Below are 20,173 nucleotides of genomic sequence, written 5' to 3' on the forward strand. Positions count from 1 at the left end.
TAAAAATATCCCTAGTAATGCGAGTGACTTTTAATGATAATGAGACCGCTTATCAATAAAACTCATTTGACCTTCTTCTTATAGTAAATGACGACAATTATGAATCTTTTAAAAACTAGCCTAGCGCTTGCCATCAGTTTGGTTGCAACGTCTTCGATGGCAAACAGCTTGGATCAAGCTCAATCAATTCAAAACAAGACCAATAACGCGTCGGCTTCGAGCCAAAAGGTTATTGATAAAAGCTCACAAGCGACTTTAATGCTGCAAGCTGAGATTGAGCGTCTGCAAGAAGAAGTTAAAAACTTAGAAATCTATCACGACCATCTTGCTGCATTGGTTGAGAGCCAGAATCAAGAAGCTCAGAGCATTGAAGCGCAGATCGACGAAATCAAATATACACGTCAAGGTGTTGTGCCTCTGATGTACCAGATGATTGATGGCCTTCAGCAGTTAGTTGAGCAAGATGTGCCAATCAAGAAAGAACAGCGTCTAGAAAGAGTTGAAAAGCTTCAAGCTATGATGACTCGCGCTGACGTAAGTGATGCAGAAAAGTATCGTCGTATCCTGGAGGTATATCAAATTGAGATGGATTACGGTATCAAGCTGGGTGTCTATCAAGGTCGCGTAGCATTGACCAGTGAAAAAACGATTGAGGCTGATGTACTGCACCTAGGTCGCATATCTTTAGTCGCTCGCAATCTAAATGGCAGCCAGTACTGGGCTTGGAATCAAACAAATGCTCAGTGGCAAGAGCTTGATCATTCGATGAAGTCTGAGCTAGATAAAGCCTACGATATTGCTGGTCAACAAGCGGCACCAAGCTTGATTACTTTACCTGTTTCTTTAACTGTTGCGGAGGTTAAGTAATGAACTTAAAGCCATTAGCAGCATTGCTTTGTATTACTTCAATTTCATTTTCTGCTTTCTCAGCTTCTGATACGACTGCTCAGCTAGTTAACAAGGCTAAATCAGAGAATAGTACTCAAGCTTCTCACAACGTAGTTCGTGAAGCTGACTTTAAAAAGACAGAACAAGAGCTGAAAGCGATCAAGGCGCAGCTTGAAGCGAAACGTACATCGGTTCAAAATGCGACAGACGTTCTTACTCAAACCTTCAGCGACAACGAAAACAAGCTTGCTCGTTTAGAAGAAAAATTGCGTTTAGAAACGGGTAGCCTTGGTGAGTTGTTCGGTGTCGTTCGTCAAAACGCGAAAGAACTAGGTGCAGAGCTTAGTTCAACAGTAAATAGCGTTGATCGTGCTGAGCACACAGCGACCGTTGACCAAATTATCGATGCTAAATCCCTGCCATCAATGCCACAACTTTCTGGTTTGTGGATGAGCATGGTGGAACAGATCCAAGCAAGCTCAGAGCTTAGCAAATCTCAAATTGCATTCATCAATGGCGAAGGCAACACACAGTCTGTCGACGCTTATCGTTTAGGTTCAATTGGCTTAGTGACAGACCAAGGCTATGTTAGCTGGAACACTCAGCGTGAAGATGCAATTGCGTATCTGAAACAGCCATCAAATGGTCCAACGTTAGCGTCACTTTCTTCACTTGCGAATGGTGACATATCTAATGTCGTTGTCGATCCTTCTCGTGGATTCATGCTTGAACAACTAGCTTTAACCCCAAGCCTAGTTGACCGCCTTCAAGCGGGTGGTGTCGTTGGTAAAGTGATTCTTGGCTTGTTGGCTATTGGCCTAATCATCGCATTGGTTCGTGGTATTTCTTTGGCTATCGCTCGTCAGAAGATTCGCGCACAACTTAAGAACCCTGAACAAGCGGGCGACAACCCTCTTGGTCGTGTTCTTGCAGTTTACAACAAAGAGCAAAACCAAACGGTTGAAGCACTGGAGCTGCGTCTTTTAGAAGCCGTCGTTGATGAACAGACTCATTTAGAGAAAGGTTTATCGATGCTCAAACTTCTAGCAGCACTTGCACCTATGCTTGGCTTGTTGGGCACCGTAACCGGCATGATCGAAACATTCCAAGTGATCACACAGTTTGGTAATGGTGACCCTAAAGTGATGGCTGGTGGTATTTCGATGGCGCTTGTAACAACGGTACTTGGCCTAGTTGCTGCAATGCCATTGCTATTGGCACATAACATTCTTAGCACTCAGTCAGAGAACATTCGTAATATTCTTGAGAAGCAGGGTATTGGCCTTGTTGCTGAGCAGGCAGAAAAAACAGTTGAATCAAAAGCTGTCGTTTCACCAGTTGGGACTGCTGCGTAATGGATATTTTGTCGGGTTCTCTATTACCAGCGAGTTGGTTAACGAGTGACTGGCTGCTGTCTTTATCAAGCTTTATGGAACAGGGCGGTTTTGTCCTGTGGTGGCTAGCGGCTGTTGTCCTAGTGTATTGGGTGCTTGTGGTAGAACGCGTGCTTTATCTTGCGTTCTATTTTCCAAAGCAACGCCAAGCTTGGATTGCAAAGTGGCATGAAAGAGAAGATCACTCTTCTTGGCATGCTAAAGCCATTCGTGAAGGTTGGTTAGGCCAAGCGAGTATCTTACTTAACCAAAACTTGAATTTTATTAAGCTGTTAGTCGCTATTTGTCCGATGTTGGGCTTGTTAGGCACCGTAACCGGTATGATCTCTGTTTTTGATGTCATGGCGACACAAGGCAGCAGCGAACCTAAATTGATGGCTTCAGGTATCTCGTTGGCAACGCTGCCAACCATGGCGGGTATGGTTGCTGCACTAGCGGGCATGTTTGTTCACGCTCGCTTAGCGAAAGTGTGTAACCGCTTAGAATTGAAATTAGAAAAATCTTTAAGGAGTCAACGATGAGACTCGGTCGACGTCATTCTAAAAACGAAGAGGCTCAAATAGACCTTACTTCGATGCTTGATATTGTATTTATCATGCTTATTTTCTTTATTGTGACCAGTTCATTTGTTCGTGAATCAGGGGTTGAAGTCAATCGCCCACAAGCTTCTAACGTAGTAAGCCAAAAGGATGCGGGCATCTTTGTTGCGATTACGTCTGCGAATGACATTTTCATTGATAAACGTGTCGTTGATGTTGAACGTGTTCAAGCGACGTTAGAACATTTATTACTAGAACAACCTGATGCTTCTTTGGTCATTCAAGCGGATGAACACGCTTATAACGGAACCGTCGTAAAAGTGATGGACGCCGCTAAAGGTGCGGGTGTTAAAAACATTGCGCTTGCTGCTGAAAAGCGATGATCTTGGAGGATCTTCATAAATGATTCGCCTATTTCTTGCTTTACCGCTAGCGGGGGCATTGGGTCTAGCGCTGTTTTCTTTCATGGCTTGGATGGTTGATAATGGCCACAAACGTTCACCAGACAACAGTGAGACGTTAAGTTTCAACATGGTGATGGTTGAAGCTGAACAAGAAGTCCAGAGAAGACAACGTGCAGTTCCTGAACAGCCAGAAATGCCAGAGCCACCGCCAGAAGCGCAAACGTCTCAGTCACAAGCTGAAGTCACGCCTCTGAACTCGATGTCTTCACTGCCTTCATTGGATTTGAATACATCGGTTGATGGCCTCGCGATTAACGCGCCGACATTTTCGGACTTTGGGTCAAACCAACAGGCAATGCCTTTGTATCGAGTAGAACCTCGTTACCCAGCAAAAGCGCTTAAGCGTGGTGCTGAAGGGCATGTCATTATGTCTTTTACCATCGATGAAACGGGACGCCCAGTTGACATTCAAGTCACTGACGCGAACCCACGTCGTATGTTTGAACGTGAAGCGATGAGAGCACTTAAAAAATGGAAGTATCAACCGAAAGTCGTCGATGGAAAAGCGATAGCTCAGGTTGGTCAAACCGTGAAACTAGAGTTTAAGTTGGCAAAATGATGAAACAGATATGGATATTAGTGGGTTTGTTGTTAATGCCCCTTACAATACAAGCAAAAGAGCTAACTCAATATACTGCTATTCGTGTTCAAAAGGCGCATAAGCTTGCTCAAGATGAACAGGTTAAACAGGCGATTGACGTTCTTGCAGGCTTGGAGCTTTCTAAAGGCTACGACAAAGCGTACGTAGCTCGTATGCTTGGTGTGTTTTACTGGCAAGATGGCAAAACCGACACGGCAATTAAGCAGCTTACTTATGCGGTCGACAGCAATTTGCTGGTTGATGAACAGGCTTGGATAACGAAACGCATGCTGGCTGATTTGTTGTTGAACGATCAGCAGTTTGAAAACGCGCTTCCGCACTACTATCAGTTAGTGAAAACAGCGCCAGAAAAAGAAAAGAAAGATACGCTTTGGATGCGAATTGCACAAGCTGAATACCAAATTGAAAATTGGTCGAAAGTCCTAGTTGCCATCGGTAATCGAGACAAATTCAATTCAAAAGCAGAGTTGTCGCCTCTATCGCTAAAATTGGGCGCACAGCTTCAGTTAAAACAGTGGAAGCAGTCTATTCCGACACTGGAAAGCCTCATCGAACTTCAACCTGAGAAAGATAATTGGTGGCGTCAACTTGTTGGTATTCAGCTAAGATTAGAACGTAATCGTGATGCATTGAACACATTAGCACTGGCTGATCTACAAGGTGTTGAGCTGAAAAACTCAGATCGCCGCTTGTTGGCACAGCTTTACGCGAAACGCGGCATTCCAGAACGCGCAGCACAAGAAATTAGCAAGCTAGATGATGCGAACAGCGACGTTCAACTTCTGGCGGAGCAAGCAACTTACTGGCAGCTAGCGAAAGAGTGGGACAATGCGATTGAAGTGTGGACGCTAGCGTCTAAAAAAGACACTCAATATCATTGGAATGTAGCTCAACTATTGGTTCAGCAAGGTTACTACGACCGAGCGCTTGTTGTTTTAGACAAAGTGCAAGACAAAAACAAACAGGCCGACGTTGCATTAGCAAAAGTGCGCTCATGGTATAAGTTAAAGAACTTAGATAACGCCCTTGCTCAAGCGAAGCGTGCGAACAACATTGAACCATCTTCTGAAGCAAAAGGTTGGATTAAATATCTGACTCAGCTAAGAACAGTTAGTGATAACGGAAACGTCTAACTGCTGATAGCTAAAAAAAGAAGATAAGAGACAGCTCATAGAAGCTAGAAATAAGAAAAGTAAAAGGGTGTCATTTGATCGTTCAAATGACGCCCTTTTTTATATATTGAATAAAATTGAGCCTTAGTACTTCATTAGGCCTTGGTGTTTGATCGAGGTATGAGCAAAGGCAAAATTAAGGGCTACACATCTCGCCACTGTGCGATCCCGCGACGATCATTCCGTTTTGGTCAGCAACCCAGTTGATAGTGCAGTCACGATAGGGATTTTTGAAAGCATGTTGTGTTTCGCCATTCTCGAGTGGGGTTTGAGTTTCTACCCAAGCAAACGTGCGCGACTCCCAAAATGAAACAGCTTGAGAGTGAGGCGTTAAATATAACTTTTGGGCGTCGGCAATATTGGAGCCGATATAACTCTCGATATGTTCGTCAGTGCCGATAATTTGGCTAGTACAAGCCGTTACCAACAGGGTAAAAGCTAAAATAATAATACGCATTTCAAAATCCTTTTAAACATGTATCGCCATGCTCGTTTTATAGACAATAAGCTTAAACTACTCTTGAACAGATCGTGATGTTAATGATCTTGATAGTGATCTCAGTTCTAAATACTTCCAGTTTTCTTTCCTTGAATGCACGGTGTATCCACCTATTGGTTTCTATCTATGATCTTTCGGCTGAATCAGATTGACGTTTGTGCCCTTGATTTACGTTTTAACCAGTTATTACCGCCAACTCTAAACGTTAACAAGATTTACATGTTAACAGAGTAGATAAACAGTTCGATTACTTCCCATGTAATGTTATGTAAATTTCCTTACGCTGCTCGGCAAACGTAAACAATGTAAATTGAATGCCAATACGAATGATTATCAACTAAATTGACGCCATAAAATTTATAGGTATTGGTTTGTATGTCGTTAAAAAGTAGGGCAGTTCAATCATGGGCTCGTCGACTTCATGTTTATATTTCAATGGCGCTTCTGTTCGTTGTTCTTTTCTTCTCAGTGACAGGCATCACCCTTAATCGCCCTGAGTTATTTGAATCAACACAACCCAATATCCAACGGTCTACGTTAACGCTTCCTACAAGTTTATTTTCAATCCAAGACGGGCGATTAAAAGCCGATGAAACGGCCTTTGAAACGTTTCTGTTTGAAGAAGCCAACCTATCGGGCGTTCCTTCAGGTTTAGATATCTACGCAGAGATTGAAGACGGTGAGTTGCTCATCGGCGAAGTGTCTATGGACTTCAAAGGACCAGGCTACAACGCTTCTGTGTTCGTTGACGTGACGTCTGAATTTGTAGAAGTCGAAACTACTAATTACGGCGTTATCGCATTGTTGAACGACCTACACAAAGGGCGTAATAGCGGTGAAGTTTGGAAATGGTTCATCGATATCACTGCGCTACTGATGATCTTCTTTGTACTTACTGGCGTGTGCTTACTGTTACCTAAGAAAAAAACGCTCAATACCTCCATTAAATGGACGGTGTTTGGGTCTGCAATCTCACTTGCTATCTATTTTGTCGCCGTACCTTAACCCTCCATTAGGTTGATGAGTCTGTTTGATGAATCAGCTTGAAGAACGAACTAAAGGTTAAACGGATTTAAAAGGTTGTTAAACATGAAAAAAATGAACTGGAGCAAGGCGCTTCTTGCTTTATCTCTTTTGCCAAGCATAGGTATGGCACAAGCGATCCCTGATACGGCAAAACTTGATGTGAACTTTAAGCTTCCAAAGATCGATACCTCTATGTACGCACGTCCTTATGTGGCGGTATGGGTAGAGAACAGCGAACGAAAGTCAGTGAAAACCATTGAGCTCTGGGTCGGCAAAGATGAATGGCTTAAAGACTTACGTAGCTGGTGGAGAAAGGTGGGACGTTATGATCGTGAATTGGTTGATGCAGTGACGTCTGCAACGCGTCCTGCTGGCCAGTACCGTTTCGTTTGGGATGGTAAGAGCGATGATGGCCAAACTCTAGAGCAGGGCGAGTACACGGTCCATATCGAAGTGGTTCGCGAACACGGTGGCCGTAATTACCTTCGTCAAAAAGTATCACTAACGGATGTAAATGCTTCTTATGAGCTAAAGGCGACAGAAGAGACGGGTGAAATCACTCTGAACTACATCGCTAAATAGTAAGCACGAATAGCAAAAGCAAACTGAACAGAATAGACAGTCGTCATCGTAGGCTCAGATAGAGCGACACGGCTAACAATTATAAATAATGGAATTGAACATGATGAAACAGACAAAAATCAAGGCACTTGCACTAGCGGGTGTGATGGCATTCGGCCTAGCCGCAACGACAACAGCACAAGCTCACCCGCGTTGGATACTACCATCTCACTTTACTGTATCGAAAGAAGGCGGTGACTGGCTAACGTTCGATGTGACTGCGTCTCACGGTACGTTTGTTTTTGATAAACCTGCAGGCAGCGAAAACGCACATGTCATCATGCCAGATGGTCGCAGTGAACGTCCAAACTTTGTTGTTCGCGGCAAACGTCGTTCAATCTTTGATTTCTACTTCGAAGAAGAAGGTACGCATAAAGTTGCGATCAACAATGAGCCTTCTTACTACACACAATACAAAGCGGGTCGTCGTGACACAGTGAAATGGATCAAAGCAAACAAAGCGGAACGTGATTCAGTTCTTCCTGAAAAGTCGCGTGACGTGGTAACACAAATCAGCTTCACTCGTGCAGAAAGTTACATCACAGTGGGCAAGCCATCGGATTCAGTCTTCAAAATTGAAGGCAAGCTACTTGAAATGAAGCCAGTAACGCACCCTTCAGACATCATTGAAGGTGAACCAGTGACTTTCCAATTCTTCTACAACGGTGAAATCCAGAAAGACGTGAAAGCGGAGATCACTCGAGAAGGCACGCTTTACCGTAACCACCAAGAGCAGATTGATGTTGTGAGTAACGAGAACGGTGAAATTACCTTCACTCCAGACGTAGCGGGTCGTTACGTAATGAAAGCGAACTACAAAGGTGAGTTGATTGACAACCCACTGGCAGACAAAGCAAGCGCGAACGTTCACCTAACGTTCGAAGCATTGCTTCAATAATCTGTGATATCGGGGCTCGATTCCTGATTAAGCAACTAAAAACTTAAGGGCTCATTTGAGCCCTTTATCGCTCAGTTAACTTCTGAGAATTTGCACTGTGGCTAGGGTACGAACCATGAGAATAAAAACAAAACTAAAATCGATAATCACTCCATGCTTGGCACTGGGACTTGGTTTCGCTGCATTACCTGCGCAAGCACACTTTCCACTGATGAGCTGCTGGTTTGAAGGCAAGACCGTTGCATGTGAAGCGGGTTATTCGGATGGCAGCAAAGCGATTGATTACGCGGTTGAGATGTACGATTACGAAGACAACTTGATTGCAAAAGAGATGACAGATAAACGTTCTATCGTTGAATTCCCAAATCCTGACACTGAGTTCTACCTTGTATTTGATTCAGGCCATGAGTTTCCTGTTGAAGTCGATGTCGTTGAGATCAGCGAGAAATGATGATTCAAGGCGTACGTGCTGACACGGGTGGCAGAGAAGGCAAATGGGTAGGGCTGATCATTGTATTCATCCTGAGCTTTGCCACGGTCGCTATCCCATTTCATCAAGCAGAATCGCATATCGAAGCGGTACTTGATCATCAAATCTTAGTGACCGATGTTGAGCAAGAAAACTTGGCAATGTTATCAGAGCTACGTTTAGCTCATGAAGAGATTCGCGACCTGCGTATGGACTCTGATGGCGAATGGCCAAGTGTTATGTCATTGAAAGATGAATGGGTCGCGCCATTTGTTGAAGACCAGAGTTGGAAGCGCAAAGGTTCTCATCATTGGTTATTGGACGAGCGTGGTTACTACTTTTCGACGCCAAGCGAATACGCTGCACAAAGCGAACATGGCTTTGCTGACTCCTTTATTTTAAACGCCAACAGTGTCTCTCCTGAAATCTGGATTTTCTTTGGTGGTGTAGCGAAACAGCCAGATACTTTTGACCAACACACGCTTGAGTCTACCGGTTGGAAATTGGTGGTGAATGAGTCAGAAGTTGCTGATCAGCATGATGCTTCTTCTCATTAACCCCAGATTCTCGAAAAACAAAATGTTCAAAAATAATAAGAGATTTACTATGCGAATTATGACTCTGTTCATGTCGTTATTGGCGGTGTTAATGACACCCAATGCATTAGCAAAAGAATATAAGATCGACAGTGATAAGCTGACGATTGGCATAACCCTTCAGCCTTATTTCAGCTACGTAAAAGCCGTGGTGGGTGACAAAGTGAACATTCTTCCTTTGGTTGATGCTGGGTTTAATCCTCATAACTACTTACCGCAACCCAATGATTTAAAGCGATTGAGCCAGATGGATGCGATTGTGGTAAACGGTATTGGTCACGATGACTTCGCGCTTAAAGTGATTTCAGCCGCGCAACGTGATGACTTAGTGGTGATCGAAGCGAACAAAGAAGTGCCTCTACTTCCAGCATTAGGCCAGTCTGTTGGTCAAGGTGCCGTGAACCCGCATACGTTTGTTGGTCTTTCGACAACGATTCAAAAGGTTTACACCATCGCGAGCGAAGTCTCTAAGCTCGACCCAGACAATGCCGCGTTTTACCGCAAGAACGCACGTAAGTACGCTAAACAATTTCGCTTTATGAAGCGTGATGCGATGTTGTCACTTGGCGAACTCGATACGTCAGGCATGAAAGTAGCCACAACACACAATGCGTATGGCTACATCCTTCAAGAGTTTGGTGTTGATGTGGCGGCGGTGATTGAGCCTGCGCACGGTGTTGAACCAAGTGCGAGCCAACTACAAGATACGATCGAAAAGATCCGCGCATCGGGTATTGATGTTCTGTTCTATGAGCTAAATATGCCAAATCGCTTTGTTGACACCATTGAAGCGGAAACAGGTGTTCAGCTTTACCGTTTTTCTCACATGACGCATGGCGAATATGAAGACGACAAAGTCGAAGTTGAGATGAAGAAGAACCTCGAGACGTTAATCGAAGCAATGAAATTTGCGGCGGCTAACCAAGCGAAGAGCGGGAATGCATAATGCTCGGCCCATCAATTTCAATCAATCAACTCGGTCTGCAATACGACAACAACGTGATTCTTGATGACATATCACTAGAACTCAAAGCGGGCGAGTGCCATGTCATCATGGGGCCAAATGGCGGAGGCAAAACATCTTTGCTGCGCTCTGCACTTGGCCTTACTCCTTTCTCTGGGCAAATCGATATTCATTGGCCTGAAAAGCCAAGTATTGGTTATGTCCCTCAAAAAGCGACCTTCGAATCTAGCTTACCTCTAACGGTAATGGATTTCGTGTTGCTTAACCAAACTCGAATTCCGCTATTTTGGCGTCGTAAATCTAAGCAATTGGATCTTGCATTGGCGCAATTGGATCGTGTGGGTATGGCGACTCGTAGCGACCGCCGTATGGGCCAGCTATCGGGCGGTGAACAACAACGTGTGTTGTTTGCTCAAGCCTTATTGGATAACCCAAGTCTATTGGTGTTGGATGAACCTACGACTGGCATGGATGAGCAGGGCGTTCGTTATTTAGAATCGCTGATTCGTGAATGTGTTGATGAAGGCCGTACGATTCTTGCTGTTCACCATGATGTAACCGCAGTGCGTCGCCTTGAAGCCAATGTACATGTTGTGAATCGATTCTTGGTGGATAGTGGCCTACATGAACAAGTGCTACACCCAAGTAAAATTGAGAGTTTATTTCAGCATTACAGCAGTGGTGCTGCCATCGTTAAATCGAAGGAGGTTGCGTAATGGAATGGTTACGACAACTTGCCGTAAGTGGCGTTGAAGCGGGTTGGTTATCAGACAGCTTCATGTATGCGTTCATGGTGAATGCACTGGTTGCTGCATTATTACTGGGCCCGTTACTAGGTGGCCTTGGTACTTTGGTGATTGCAAAGCGTCTGGCTTTCTTCTCTGAAGCTGTCGGCCACGCGGCTTTAACCGGCATCGCTATCGGTGTTCTGCTTGGTGAGCCACCAGAAAACCCAATTATTGGCTTGTTTAGCTTCTGTATGATCTTCGCTTTGCTTCTTCACTTTGTAAGAAACAGAACCAACGTGCCATATGACACCTTAGTTGGTGTGTTTCTAGCGCTAGCATTGGCAGTGGGTGCGGCGTTACTGATGTACGTGGCACGTAAGATCAATATTCACATGCTTGAGAACGTACTGTTTGGATCGATTCTTACGGTAACAGACCAAGACTTAGCGATTCTTGCAGGCAGCTGCGCACTCATTATTCTGCTCTTGATACCAACATTCAATCGCATTCTCTTGACTTGTATCAGCCCTGATATAGCGAAGGTTCGTGGTTACAACACCAGCTTCTACGACTACTTGTTTGTCATGATGATTACATTAGTGACGATTGCAGCTGTGAAGATCGTGGGGGCGGTTCTGGTTGGTGCACTATTGCTGATCCCGGGTGCGACGGCTCGATTGCTGACTAAACGCATGGGTAGCTTTGTACTACTGTCCGCACTCTTGGCAACCATCGCGTGTTTGGTTGGAACGGTGTTGCCTATGGAATTAAAATTACCGGTACCATCCGGCGCTTCAATTATTATCGTTTCCGCGACGTTTTTCCTAGCGGCAACGCTATACCGAATTGTAAGAAAGGCGTAATCATGACTTGTTTAATTAATCGTATTTCAAGCTCAGTAAAAGCTACGGCTAAAGTGAGTGCAGTTAGCAGCATGCTGTTAGGTGGCTTAATGGTGTCACTCAACGTTCATGCGGAAGATATCCTAACCAGTACACCTGTGACTTATGCATTAGCGACAGAGTTAACCAAAGGCACCGATATTACCACTGAATACCTACCACCAAAACGCTACGGTATTGATCGCTTGCCTAATTGGTTTGGCACTAAGGGGGCGAGCAAAGTCCTTCAATCAGGAGAAAAGGCGACCGTAGCATTAACGCTGTCGTCCATCTGGCAAGCTGACCCTACATTTGTATACGCAAGGCAGGGAAACATCCGTTTGGTAGAGGTGGATGCGGCTCAAGCGACTACTCCACGAGCACAAGGTGTCGCTGCGTTAACGTTATCGAGCGGTGATGTGTCTAAGTACGCGTGGTTAAACCCGACAAACTTAACGCGTATGGCGGCAATTGTGGCTGATGACTTTAAGCTATTGTGGCCAGCACAAGCTGAAATTATTGATAGTAATTTGCAGCGCGTGATGCTTGATGTTCGTGAACTGATTAACAAGCAACAAGCGGTGTTACTGGATAACGACGTAGATTCAGTATTGTTGCTTTCAGAAAGCTTGGAAGACTTTGCTTCGGGTAGCCAACTGTTTGTTGAAGCGCGTATGTTCAAAGCAGAACTGGAATGGACAGAGCAAGATAAAGCGAAGCTCAAATCGATGTTTTCGGAAGATGATGCGCTTTGGTTAGTCACAGCGAAAAAGCCGACGACTTTGATCAAGTCACTGGTGCCTAATGAGCGAATTCTGGTAGTTGACTCGGTAGACCGCTGGGGAAGAGCAGGGATTAACGCAAAAGCGCCATTTGCTCGCTGGGAAGTTGAGCCTTTCAAAGGTTAAGTGGCTAAAACAAGTTAGCTAATAAACCGCTCGTTCAAAAAACACGATCAAAAAAGCAGCCCAAATAGAGGCTGCTTTTTTTGTTCTTGTCCGTAGGCTCTGGTCAGAGTTTTGGGCAAGAGTGCTGAGCAAGAGTATCGTGAGTTAAAACTTACTCTGCAGCTTTTGTATCTTTAGTTTCGATACCAGCTTCTTCAGATTCAACAGAAGCTTCTACCGATCCTTCCGCTTGCTCTTGAGCGGCTTTTGCTTGCTCTTCAGCTTCCATTTTTGCGCGGTCAGCTTTAGAAATATAGCGAGGCTTGTTGCTACCATGCAGTTTAGACGTCGCCTGTTTCTGTCTTTTCTTTAGAATTTGATTGATTTTTTTCTTACGGTTCATTGCTGCATAGCCTTGTATTTAGTTTATGCGGTGGAGGATAATCATTTTAGATCTAGAACTCAATATTTACATGCATCCAGCAAGGAAAATATCACTATGCAGGCAGTCGAAACCGCACGCTTACGATTAAGAATGATCGCACCTCAAGATGCGGCGTTTATCCAGCGATTATATAGCTCAGAAGATTTCCTGCGTTACATCGGAGACAAGGAAATTACAGATACTTGCAAGGCTGTTGAATACATCGAAAACAACATTCTTAAGATGTATAGAGAGAAGGGTGTGTGTTTACTGATGGTCGAGATTAAAGAGTCTTCAACGCCAATCGGTGTCTGTGGTTTGATTAAAAGAGACACACTAGAGGCGCATGATATTGGTTATGGTTTTGTACCTGAAGTCTATGGCCAAGGTTATGCAAAGGAAGCGGCACAAGCGATAATTGAACAAGCTCAACATAATGCTGATATCGATCATTTAGTTGCCATCACGACCTCTGATAATATTCGAAGCATCGCACTGCTGACTAAGTTGGGTTTTGTGTTTGAGCGAGTTGAAGAGGCGATCAATGAAAGCGTCAATCTCAACCTGTACGGTCTATCACTGAGTAATTAATCATGTTTCAACATAACAACATTCTGCAAGGCGAACTCGCAACCGAGTACAAAACTGTTATTGCTATGGTGCACATCTATTGCAAAGATCATCACGGTGCTGTTCGTTTGGACAACGCGTTATGTGAAGAGTGCGAGCAACTGTTGCGTTATGCCGAAACACGACTTGATCGCTGTCCTTATGGCGAGGCGAAACCAACCTGCAATAAGTGTCCAATTCATTGCTATAAGCCTGATCCTAAAGAGCAGATGCGTTTAGTGATGCGATATGCCGGGCCAAGAATGCTACTCAAGCATCCGATTTTAGCGATACGACATTTGATACATGAGAAGCGGAAAGTGCCAGAGAAGCCATTGCCGAATGTGTCGAACCGCCATATCCGAATGAATAAGAAGTAACACATTGTTTACTGTGTGAAAGTATGTGTAATATGAAAGTAATCGAAACAAAAAAGGTCTGATTACTCAGACCTTTTTGATGTAGATACACTTCTATCTAAGCTTGAATGCAGCTAGGTAGCTAGGTAGCTAGACAGGTAACTTATGCCGCTTGAGGCTTGTCGTAGGTCACTGTGAGGTTGTTGATCCAGCGTCGGCTCAAGTATCGGTGCGAGCATATAGCTAACTTCACCACTTCTTCTACCAACATCAGACCATAGATGTATTTGAAATCCCATCCAGCGACAAACGCACCGTAAACACATACTGGAATACCCACCATCCACATCGCGATGAAATCCATTCGCAGGCAAAAAGCGTTATCACCACCAGCACGAATAATACCGTTAATGATCACCATGTTGAGCATACGAATGACTACCGCAAAACACATAATAGTCATTGCAGGTGCAGCGAGTGGGTACAATGCATCGGTAGAAAGGTTTAGCCATGATAGAACATGTTCTTTACCCATAAACAGTAGTAACCCAACGACCGCGCCAAAACCAACGACGGCTTTAATGAATGTTAGACCCATGCTCATCGCGTCATCAAATTCATCACGGCCTAGTGAATGGCCTAACAAAACAGAACACGCCACTGAGATACCAAAGAAGATCGAGTAGCACAGCGATTCAAATGGTGCGAGCATCGAGAATACTGCAAGCTCGGTCGTGCCCATGTGACCGAAAATCATTTGATATGCCATGGTACCCATTGCCCACAACACAGCATTCATCGTCAACGGCAAAGCAATGCGACGGTAAGACAACCACAATGACGGGCGATGTGGTGAGCTCGGTGTCGTTAATAGCCAATGTTTACGCATACGCATGTAGCTATACATTAAGCCCACTTGAATCAATCGCGCTAAGGTTGTCGCCAATGCCGCACCTGCTACGCCCATTGCTGGAATGCCGAAAGCACCTTTAATAAGAACGAAGTTAAGCGCAATGTTGAGTGCGATGGTAACGCCACCTAATAATAGCGGAGTTACGGTGTCACCTGATGAGCGCATGCTAGCTTCTACCACGACAACAATGTGAGTCAGAAGTAGAACAGGGAAGCCATACCATAGGTAAGTCGCGCCAAGTTCAATCACGGTTTGATCGCTGGTTTGCAACATCATTAAAAACTGAGAACCAAGAGTGATGATTGCAGTAACAGGCAACAGAACTTTTAAGCCAAATATCATCGCAATCGATGATACTGTTCGTGCGCTTTTTCGGTCATTCTTTCCCCAGTATTGAGCGACTAATGTACCGTTTGCTGAGGCCAACCCTGCCATAATCATAATCGCAACGAAGTGCCATTTTGATGCAATTCCCACAGCTGCAGCTGCTTCCATACCATAATCACTGACCATTAATACGTCAGCAAGGGCAAGAATAGCGACAAGCGCACTTTGCAAAGCAACAGGTAAACCAAGTTTAACGATACGAGGTAAGATGCTCTCTGGCTTGTTATTCATAGATGAGTTAGGGTTGATGTTAGTTGTCATAAGCTCTCCGATTTATGGCAGAACTATAGTGTTTTGAGCGAAGTAACAACATGTTTAAAAAACAACAAAACCTGTGCAAATCCGTCATTGATTCAATGAGACCAAAATCAACTTGGCGCGATGATGTTTTTCTCGCTGAACAGTGCAAAGAACGTTTTTTGACCGTTGAAGATATTCCAGAGATGAAAAGCTTTGGTGTCTATATGGGCGGCATGGCGAAGCTATATGATGGCTACTGGGTTGAGCGCGAATCCGTTAATGTTCATACGTTGATTTTTACTCAAGAAGGGGGCGGAATTCTAACCACTTCAACCTCGGTACAAGCGATTACACCTTATACGCTGGTAGTTCTTCCTGCTGAAACCCCATTTCGTTTTGAACTCGATCCTCAATACAATTATTGGAAAATGGCGTGGATGCTGACGCCCGATACGCAGCAATGGCAGCACATAGCAAGTTTAGGTCAGGGGATAGTGCCGTTCGGAGAGTGTGAGCAGATCTGGTCATTAATGAACTTGGTTTACTTTGAGATAGGCGGTAGAGCCAGTTACCGTAAGTTACTTTTGAGTGAAATCATCCGAACGTTGACGGGGTTTGAACCCAAATCGACCAGCACCACAGCACGTGTTCAAGCACTCTATAACGAGATTGAAAGCAGTCTGCACCAGCCATGGACCGTCGCAGGGATGGCCGAAAGGGTGTTCATCAGTGAAGAGCAGCTCAATAGAGTCACCAAGACGCTATTCAACCTGTCACCACGCAGTAAATTGATTCAATTACGCATGGATAAAGCCACCAGTTTACTGAAATATCAAGATTGGTCAGTCTCTATGATTGCGAATCGGTTGGGCTACAAAGATCCTTATAACTTTTCACATCGTTTCAAAAAACATTTTGGTCTGTCACCCAGCCAGTATCGAAAAAGCCATCGACTTCTTGGTTAGCCTTGCTTATTTCCTCGATCAATTACGCAAGATCAAGCTTTGCAGTAATATTACCGTATTGAGCTATCTATCAATTTAGTATTTTTACTCTATTCGGTACTATTGGAAATATCCAAGAGGGTGACTGCATATGCAATGCGAGGAATTAATGCACCAAGTTATCAGTGAGACGGATGATTTAGCTCTTCCGTCGAAGCTCATTTTAAACAATAAAGAGTTTCAATCAGGCACTAAAATCGTACGCAAGCAGGGTTGTGGTTCAATAATAGGAACGCTTGCTGAGCCTCATCGTAAAGTACTTTTCTATCTTTACCTGAACAGAGGCCAAGTGGTGAGCAAGCAAATTTTGAAGCGTGTAGGCTGGGCAGGTAAAGCGGTGACATCTGCATCTGTGTTGGTTGCTATTTACGAGATAAGGAGGATTCTTGACTGCCGTTGTATACAAACCGTTTCCAACGAAGGGTATGTCATGGAGTAATAAATAATCTTCTATTGATATCCTGTTAATATATTAATAATAAAAATTTAATCTCTTTACCGTACGAATTCCATTGATTATCGTCAAATCTAAAACGTCCACTTATAAGCGACGTTATATAAATACGATCGAATCTGACTTTGTCGCTGGCTATATAGTAAGGGAATGATATAAAAATGGACTCTTATCCTGCAATAGAAACGAACCACTCTGAAAACAACGTAGTACTTGAACTAAACGGTAAAATTGTTGAACTCAACACCAAACTCATTCGCAATGTTGAAAATGGTTACGTACTGGCTACCATGCCTTTGGCGTACCGAAAGATCATTTTATTTATGAATCGACATCGAGGTGAACTGTTCAGTGTTGGCCAATTAAAGAAGATTGGCTGGGAAAGTGAGAAAGTGACCAACTCATCTGTGATTGTTGCGATATCCGAAATTAGATCATTATTCGGAGACGGATTAATCATCACGATTACTGGTGAAGGTTACGTATTTCAACCTTAACCTTTTGAAATAATAGATTTTATTGCTATTTGCTATTTGCTATTGGTTTTTTGTCGATCTTTCCTCCAGACGACATAAAACAAAAAGGGCTCTTAATTTAGACGGGAAGTCATAACTAAGAGCCCTAGTGATACAGTTCTTGTGCCTGTCTATTCGATTTACTCGCCTGCAATCTGTAGAGGAGAACGTTTTAGGCTAGCAATTAGCATGTAGATGGTTGTAGCGAGTAGAGACGCGAACAGGTAAGTGAATAAGCCTGCTTGTGAATCCATAAAGCTATCCGCAACCAATGGCCCTGCTACAGAGCCGATGCTGTAGCACAACAACATAACTTGAGTCACTGAAACTAAGTAGCTCGGGTCTAAGTTACGACAACCCAAGTTAATCGCAATTGGGTAAAGTGCAAAGGTCGCCATACCTAAAACAAACAAGCTCATACCGAGAACGTAAAAATCATGGTTGATAGTGAGCACACCAATGCTTGCAACCCCTAGCAGGCAGAACAGAGCCATTAATAACACTTGTCCTATGTGGTGAGACAACCACGTCACCATCGGTTGAACGGCCATACCACCCATAATCACTAACGCCATCAAACCGCCAATGTCTTGGTGTGCGATGTTGCGCTGAGCGAGTTCTACAGGCATCAATCCGTAAATAGACCCAAGTGTTAACCCAGAAACAATACAGCCAATCAAAGCGCTGTGACTTAGCTTGCTGATTTGTTTCAGTGATAAAGACTGCGCATCGTGAATTTGTGGTGCTGTTGCTTGTCCGTACATCAATACAATGATTGCTCCAAACAGCAAGGTGAACATTGCAATGAAAGGCACGCCGCCCGTAATACCAAGGTATCCGATGCCAAGTTGACCAACGGCCGAACCGCCATATAACGAACACATGTAAACCCCTAAACGTTTCGCACGTTGAGATTCTTCACCGCTCATTAGCCAAGATTCCACAATTACAAAGATCCCAGCGACTGATACACCCGCGACGAAACGAGCCAACAACCAAACTGATTGATGTGGCGCCAATGGTAATACAAGAATTGTTGCGATAAATACGCTAAGTGCAATGACGAACGCGTCTTTGTGACCAACGCGAGCGATCGCACGCTCAATCAATAACGTACCCGCTAAAAGACCTGCATAAAAGGCACTCGCCAACCAACTCGATAGATTACTGTCTAAGCCATACTCAGACAGCATTAATGGTAATGAACTCATTAAGTAGCCTGAAGCGATCGCGTAAAAAGACAATGCAATAACAGGAACAGTTATGCGAGTTGTTGGTTGGATGTTGTCCAATGCAGGAGCCTCTAAATAGTAAAAGAAACGATGAATTTTCCGCGACTATGGGGGAGAAACTGAATTGGGTAAAACGAATAAAAATGGTCGTTAAGATAAAAGAAATCTATCGTGTTTGTTGGCTAAAATACCGTTGTGATATTTCATGTTTTCGCGATATTTTCTGCGGTTAAATAGCCGATAAAGCGTTGTTCAAACGACTATTTAATTTGAAAGACGGAGAGAGATTCGTTGTATTCATCAGATTTTAATTTAGGGCGTTTAATCGTGTTAGACCACTTCTTTTCGGTATTGTCTGGGCGAGCTTCCACTCCACCTACGAAAGGCATGCCGAAAGTTCGCACTGTCTGAAAATCCGACTCTATCGGAGATCTCTTCAATACTCATATGCGTCGATGAAAGATAGTGCCTAGAGAGGTGAAATCGCACGTGATCCAATATTTTCTGATAGCTCGTGTCTGCAGCTTTGAGGTGTCTACGTAGTGTTCTCGAAGACATTCCCAATTCTGTGGATAGCGCTTCAATGGAAGGGTAACAGCCAGGCCTTTCAATAAACATCTGTGAGATCTTCTCTTTTAGGCTGGTGGGCGCGCTGACTCTAGCCAACATGTCGTCACAAGATTTCAAACACATTTGTAAGGTGATTGGGTTAGCCGTTGGTAAAGGTGAATATAGGCGTGTTGCATCGAACTGCCACTCAAGCTGCTCGCAATCAAACTCTACCCGGCAACGGAAAATCTCCTGATAGAGATCGCCGTAGGTAGGTTTAGGATAAGGGAAGCGGATCACAAGAGAGGGAAACGGCTGTTGTAGCACTTCTTCACACAAACTTTGAATAGCGGAAAACCAATACTCACAACAGAAAGGCAACAAAGAGTCGAGCTCGATAAGTTGCTCAGCGCGAAAGTATCCGGTTTGATGTTCAACGGACATGGTCTTCTTGAGAACAGGGCCCGCAAGACGCAGATATTTGAAGCCCATTAAAAGAGCGTCTAACAGTGTCTCACTGCTGAACACTGCGTAACCCAACACACCAAAATCACTAAATCGGGCTTCCTGTCCAACTTTTAGTCCTAGCCCCTCTACGTTGGAATTCTCAAGCGCGTTACTGAACACCGCTAATTTTTGTGCGAGCGTGATGTGGGTATCTGGCGTATTGAGCTGGAACTCATCGATGTTACTGCCTTTCAATAACGTATCGACCGTCAAGGATGATGAAAAATAGCGAGACAATAGTTGAAGATCAAGAATACCAAATGCCTGCATATCCGGTTCGTAAACTGCGGTGTATTCCATAATATGCCTCTTGTTGAGTGTTCTTATTCTATCTTAACCACGAACATCTTTTC

The 20,173-nt window shown here is 44.1% G+C and carries 24 protein-coding genes and 1 pseudogene; 20 read left to right on the forward strand and 5 right to left on the reverse strand.

The genetic code is table 11. The annotated features are described in order from the left end of the window. The first annotated feature begins 99 nt into the window (after nucleotides 1-99). The 6 genes from L3V33_RS02045 to L3V33_RS02070 are packed head-to-tail and all read left to right on the forward strand — an operon-like array spanning nucleotide 100 to nucleotide 5,019. Nucleotides 100-867 (forward strand): DUF3450 domain-containing protein, encoded by a 768-nt coding sequence (locus L3V33_RS02045; protein ID WP_237288847.1) that lies wholly within the window; start codon nucleotides 100-102, stop codon nucleotides 865-867. Further along, nucleotides 867-2,243, forward strand: a complete 1,377-nt coding sequence (locus tag L3V33_RS02050) for a MotA/TolQ/ExbB proton channel family protein (RefSeq protein WP_237288848.1) — start codon at nucleotides 867-869, stop codon at nucleotides 2,241-2,243. Before L3V33_RS02045 ends, L3V33_RS02050 begins: the two co-directional genes overlap by 1 nt. Further along, on the forward strand, nucleotides 2,243-2,803 hold the full coding sequence (locus L3V33_RS02055) for a MotA/TolQ/ExbB proton channel family protein (RefSeq protein ID WP_237288849.1): 561 nt from the start codon (nucleotides 2,243-2,245) through the stop codon (nucleotides 2,801-2,803). The genes L3V33_RS02050 and L3V33_RS02055 overlap by 1 nt, the downstream gene beginning before the upstream one ends. After that, the gene (locus L3V33_RS02060) at nucleotides 2,800-3,204 is read left to right on the forward strand and encodes a biopolymer transporter ExbD (protein ID WP_004731145.1); all 405 of its coding nucleotides are present in this window, start codon (nucleotides 2,800-2,802) and stop codon (nucleotides 3,202-3,204) included. Before L3V33_RS02055 ends, L3V33_RS02060 begins: the two co-directional genes overlap by 4 nt. 19 nt (nucleotides 3,205-3,223) lie before the next feature. Further along, entirely contained in the window at nucleotides 3,224-3,844 is a 621-nt protein-coding gene (locus L3V33_RS02065; protein WP_237288850.1) for an energy transducer TonB, read from the forward strand. Next, nucleotides 3,841-5,019, forward strand: coding sequence for a hypothetical protein (locus tag L3V33_RS02070; RefSeq protein ID WP_237288851.1), 1,179 nt, complete (start codon nucleotides 3,841-3,843; stop codon nucleotides 5,017-5,019). Before L3V33_RS02065 ends, L3V33_RS02070 begins: the two co-directional genes overlap by 4 nt. A 175-nt stretch (nucleotides 5,020-5,194) precedes the next feature. Here the strand turns inward: L3V33_RS02070 and L3V33_RS02075 are convergent, their stop codons facing one another. Next, on the reverse strand, nucleotides 5,195-5,515 hold the full coding sequence (locus tag L3V33_RS02075; RefSeq protein WP_237288852.1) for a hypothetical protein: 321 nt from the start codon (nucleotides 5,513-5,515) through the stop codon (nucleotides 5,195-5,197). A gap of 417 nt (nucleotides 5,516-5,932) precedes the next feature. Between L3V33_RS02075 and L3V33_RS02080 the strand changes: the two genes are divergently transcribed. From L3V33_RS02080 to L3V33_RS02120, 9 genes are all read left to right on the forward strand, one after another. Next, nucleotides 5,933-6,562, forward strand: a complete 630-nt coding sequence (locus L3V33_RS02080; RefSeq protein ID WP_237288853.1) for a PepSY-associated TM helix domain-containing protein — start codon at nucleotides 5,933-5,935, stop codon at nucleotides 6,560-6,562. A gap of 84 nt (nucleotides 6,563-6,646) precedes the next feature. Beyond that, nucleotides 6,647-7,165 carry a DUF2271 domain-containing protein gene (locus tag L3V33_RS02085; RefSeq protein WP_237288854.1) on the forward strand — a complete coding sequence of 173 codons (519 nt, stop codon included), beginning with the start codon at nucleotides 6,647-6,649 and terminating at the stop codon, nucleotides 7,163-7,165. A gap of 100 nt (nucleotides 7,166-7,265) precedes the next feature. Further along, complete coding sequence (locus L3V33_RS02090) at nucleotides 7,266-8,102, forward strand: DUF4198 domain-containing protein (protein WP_065206166.1); 837 nt, start codon at nucleotides 7,266-7,268, stop codon at nucleotides 8,100-8,102. Nucleotides 8,103-8,217: 115 nt separating this feature from the next. After that, nucleotides 8,218-8,553, forward strand: coding sequence for a hypothetical protein (locus L3V33_RS02095; RefSeq protein ID WP_237288855.1), 336 nt, complete (start codon nucleotides 8,218-8,220; stop codon nucleotides 8,551-8,553). Next, nucleotides 8,550-9,128, forward strand: coding sequence for a hypothetical protein (locus L3V33_RS02100; protein ID WP_237288856.1), 579 nt, complete (start codon nucleotides 8,550-8,552; stop codon nucleotides 9,126-9,128). The genes L3V33_RS02095 and L3V33_RS02100 overlap by 4 nt, the downstream gene beginning before the upstream one ends. A gap of 49 nt (nucleotides 9,129-9,177) precedes the next feature. Further along, entirely contained in the window at nucleotides 9,178-10,113 is a 936-nt protein-coding gene (locus L3V33_RS02105) for a zinc ABC transporter substrate-binding protein (RefSeq protein ID WP_237288857.1), read from the forward strand. Further along, nucleotides 10,113-10,847 (forward strand): metal ABC transporter ATP-binding protein, encoded by a 735-nt coding sequence (locus tag L3V33_RS02110; RefSeq protein WP_237288858.1) that lies wholly within the window; start codon nucleotides 10,113-10,115, stop codon nucleotides 10,845-10,847. The genes L3V33_RS02105 and L3V33_RS02110 overlap by 1 nt, the downstream gene beginning before the upstream one ends. Then, complete coding sequence (locus L3V33_RS02115) at nucleotides 10,847-11,722, forward strand: metal ABC transporter permease (RefSeq protein WP_102314040.1); 876 nt, start codon at nucleotides 10,847-10,849, stop codon at nucleotides 11,720-11,722. The genes L3V33_RS02110 and L3V33_RS02115 overlap by 1 nt, the downstream gene beginning before the upstream one ends. A 2-nt stretch (nucleotides 11,723-11,724) precedes the next feature. Further along, nucleotides 11,725-12,648: an ABC transporter substrate-binding protein gene (locus L3V33_RS02120; RefSeq protein ID WP_171328664.1), complete on the forward strand. Its 924-nt coding sequence runs from the start codon at nucleotides 11,725-11,727 to the stop codon at nucleotides 12,646-12,648. Nucleotides 12,649-12,799: 151 nt separating this feature from the next. On the opposite strand, the gene L3V33_RS02125 is transcribed toward L3V33_RS02120, so the two are convergent. Further along, on the reverse strand, nucleotides 12,800-13,030 hold the full coding sequence (locus L3V33_RS02125; protein ID WP_065206160.1) for a DUF2986 domain-containing protein: 231 nt from the start codon (nucleotides 13,028-13,030) through the stop codon (nucleotides 12,800-12,802). A gap of 96 nt (nucleotides 13,031-13,126) precedes the next feature. Between L3V33_RS02125 and L3V33_RS02130 the strand changes: the two genes are divergently transcribed. Both L3V33_RS02130 and L3V33_RS02135 read left to right on the forward strand, forming a co-directional pair. Further along, entirely contained in the window at nucleotides 13,127-13,642 is a 516-nt protein-coding gene (locus L3V33_RS02130; RefSeq protein WP_237288859.1) for a GNAT family N-acetyltransferase, read from the forward strand. A gap of 2 nt (nucleotides 13,643-13,644) precedes the next feature. After that, nucleotides 13,645-14,040, forward strand: a complete 396-nt coding sequence (locus tag L3V33_RS02135; RefSeq protein WP_017079273.1) for a nitrous oxide-stimulated promoter family protein — start codon at nucleotides 13,645-13,647, stop codon at nucleotides 14,038-14,040. A gap of 142 nt (nucleotides 14,041-14,182) precedes the next feature. On the opposite strand, the gene L3V33_RS02140 is transcribed toward L3V33_RS02135, so the two are convergent. Then, nucleotides 14,183-15,580, reverse strand: a complete 1,398-nt coding sequence (locus L3V33_RS02140) for an MATE family efflux transporter (RefSeq protein WP_237288860.1) — start codon at nucleotides 15,578-15,580, stop codon at nucleotides 14,183-14,185. Between the two features lie 50 nt (nucleotides 15,581-15,630). Between L3V33_RS02140 and L3V33_RS02145 the strand changes: the two genes are divergently transcribed. From L3V33_RS02145 to L3V33_RS02155, 3 genes and pseudogenes are all read left to right on the forward strand, one after another. After that, on the forward strand, nucleotides 15,631-16,524 hold the full coding sequence (locus tag L3V33_RS02145; RefSeq protein WP_237288861.1) for an AraC family transcriptional regulator: 894 nt from the start codon (nucleotides 15,631-15,633) through the stop codon (nucleotides 16,522-16,524). 148 nt (nucleotides 16,525-16,672) lie between these two features. Further along, nucleotides 16,673-17,031, forward strand: a pseudogene (locus L3V33_RS02150) (winged helix-turn-helix domain-containing protein). Nucleotides 17,032-17,178: 147 nt separating this feature from the next. Then, on the forward strand, nucleotides 17,179-17,514 hold the full coding sequence (locus L3V33_RS02155) for a winged helix-turn-helix domain-containing protein (protein ID WP_017079269.1): 336 nt from the start codon (nucleotides 17,179-17,181) through the stop codon (nucleotides 17,512-17,514). Nucleotides 17,515-17,672: 158 nt separating this feature from the next. On the opposite strand, the gene L3V33_RS02160 is transcribed toward L3V33_RS02155, so the two are convergent. Both L3V33_RS02160 and L3V33_RS02165 read right to left on the reverse strand, forming a co-directional pair. Further along, nucleotides 17,673-18,824 carry an MFS transporter gene (locus L3V33_RS02160; RefSeq protein WP_017079268.1) on the reverse strand — a complete coding sequence of 384 codons (1,152 nt, stop codon included), beginning with the start codon at nucleotides 18,822-18,824 and terminating at the stop codon, nucleotides 17,673-17,675. Between the two features lie 270 nt (nucleotides 18,825-19,094). Next, a complete protein-coding gene (locus L3V33_RS02165) occupies nucleotides 19,095-20,120 on the reverse strand; it encodes an AraC family transcriptional regulator (protein WP_237288862.1) in 1,026 nt (341 codons plus the stop codon). Nucleotides 20,121-20,173 lie beyond the last annotated feature (53 nt).

The sequence above is a fragment of the Vibrio sp. A2-1 genome, from assembly GCF_021728355.1.
GTDB lineage: Bacteria > Pseudomonadota > Gammaproteobacteria > Enterobacterales > Vibrionaceae > Vibrio > Vibrio splendidus_K.

What these genes read in the sequence shown, in the direction of transcription:
- L3V33_RS02045 (WP_237288847.1), top strand. Translation starts at nt 100, where the DNA reads ATGAATCTTTTAAAAACTAGCCTAGCGCTTGCCATCAGTTTGGTTGCA.
- L3V33_RS02050 (WP_237288848.1), top strand. Translation starts at nt 867, where the DNA reads ATGAACTTAAAGCCATTAGCAGCATTGCTTTGTATTACTTCAATTTCA.
- L3V33_RS02055 (WP_237288849.1), top strand. Translation starts at nt 2,243, where the DNA reads ATGGATATTTTGTCGGGTTCTCTATTACCAGCGAGTTGGTTAACGAGT.
- L3V33_RS02060 (WP_004731145.1), top strand. Translation starts at nt 2,800, where the DNA reads ATGAGACTCGGTCGACGTCATTCTAAAAACGAAGAGGCTCAAATAGAC.
- L3V33_RS02065 (WP_237288850.1), top strand. Translation starts at nt 3,224, where the DNA reads ATGATTCGCCTATTTCTTGCTTTACCGCTAGCGGGGGCATTGGGTCTA.
- L3V33_RS02070 (WP_237288851.1), top strand. Translation starts at nt 3,841, where the DNA reads ATGATGAAACAGATATGGATATTAGTGGGTTTGTTGTTAATGCCCCTT.
- L3V33_RS02075 (WP_237288852.1), bottom strand. Translation starts at nt 5,515, where the DNA reads ATGCGTATTATTATTTTAGCTTTTACCCTGTTGGTAACGGCTTGTACT.
- L3V33_RS02080 (WP_237288853.1), top strand. Translation starts at nt 5,933, where the DNA reads ATGTCGTTAAAAAGTAGGGCAGTTCAATCATGGGCTCGTCGACTTCAT.
- L3V33_RS02085 (WP_237288854.1), top strand. Translation starts at nt 6,647, where the DNA reads ATGAAAAAAATGAACTGGAGCAAGGCGCTTCTTGCTTTATCTCTTTTG.
- L3V33_RS02090 (WP_065206166.1), top strand. Translation starts at nt 7,266, where the DNA reads ATGATGAAACAGACAAAAATCAAGGCACTTGCACTAGCGGGTGTGATG.
- L3V33_RS02095 (WP_237288855.1), top strand. Translation starts at nt 8,218, where the DNA reads ATGAGAATAAAAACAAAACTAAAATCGATAATCACTCCATGCTTGGCA.
- L3V33_RS02100 (WP_237288856.1), top strand. Translation starts at nt 8,550, where the DNA reads ATGATGATTCAAGGCGTACGTGCTGACACGGGTGGCAGAGAAGGCAAA.
- L3V33_RS02105 (WP_237288857.1), top strand. Translation starts at nt 9,178, where the DNA reads ATGCGAATTATGACTCTGTTCATGTCGTTATTGGCGGTGTTAATGACA.
- L3V33_RS02110 (WP_237288858.1), top strand. Translation starts at nt 10,113, where the DNA reads ATGCTCGGCCCATCAATTTCAATCAATCAACTCGGTCTGCAATACGAC.
- L3V33_RS02115 (WP_102314040.1), top strand. Translation starts at nt 10,847, where the DNA reads ATGGAATGGTTACGACAACTTGCCGTAAGTGGCGTTGAAGCGGGTTGG.
- L3V33_RS02120 (WP_171328664.1), top strand. Translation starts at nt 11,725, where the DNA reads ATGACTTGTTTAATTAATCGTATTTCAAGCTCAGTAAAAGCTACGGCT.
- L3V33_RS02125 (WP_065206160.1), bottom strand. Translation starts at nt 13,030, where the DNA reads ATGAACCGTAAGAAAAAAATCAATCAAATTCTAAAGAAAAGACAGAAA.
- L3V33_RS02130 (WP_237288859.1), top strand. Translation starts at nt 13,127, where the DNA reads ATGCAGGCAGTCGAAACCGCACGCTTACGATTAAGAATGATCGCACCT.
- L3V33_RS02135 (WP_017079273.1), top strand. Translation starts at nt 13,645, where the DNA reads ATGTTTCAACATAACAACATTCTGCAAGGCGAACTCGCAACCGAGTAC.
- L3V33_RS02140 (WP_237288860.1), bottom strand. Translation starts at nt 15,580, where the DNA reads ATGACAACTAACATCAACCCTAACTCATCTATGAATAACAAGCCAGAG.
- L3V33_RS02145 (WP_237288861.1), top strand. Translation starts at nt 15,631, where the DNA reads ATGTTTAAAAAACAACAAAACCTGTGCAAATCCGTCATTGATTCAATG.
- L3V33_RS02155 (WP_017079269.1), top strand. Translation starts at nt 17,179, where the DNA reads ATGGACTCTTATCCTGCAATAGAAACGAACCACTCTGAAAACAACGTA.
- L3V33_RS02165 (WP_237288862.1), bottom strand. Translation starts at nt 20,120, where the DNA reads ATGGAATACACCGCAGTTTACGAACCGGATATGCAGGCATTTGGTATT.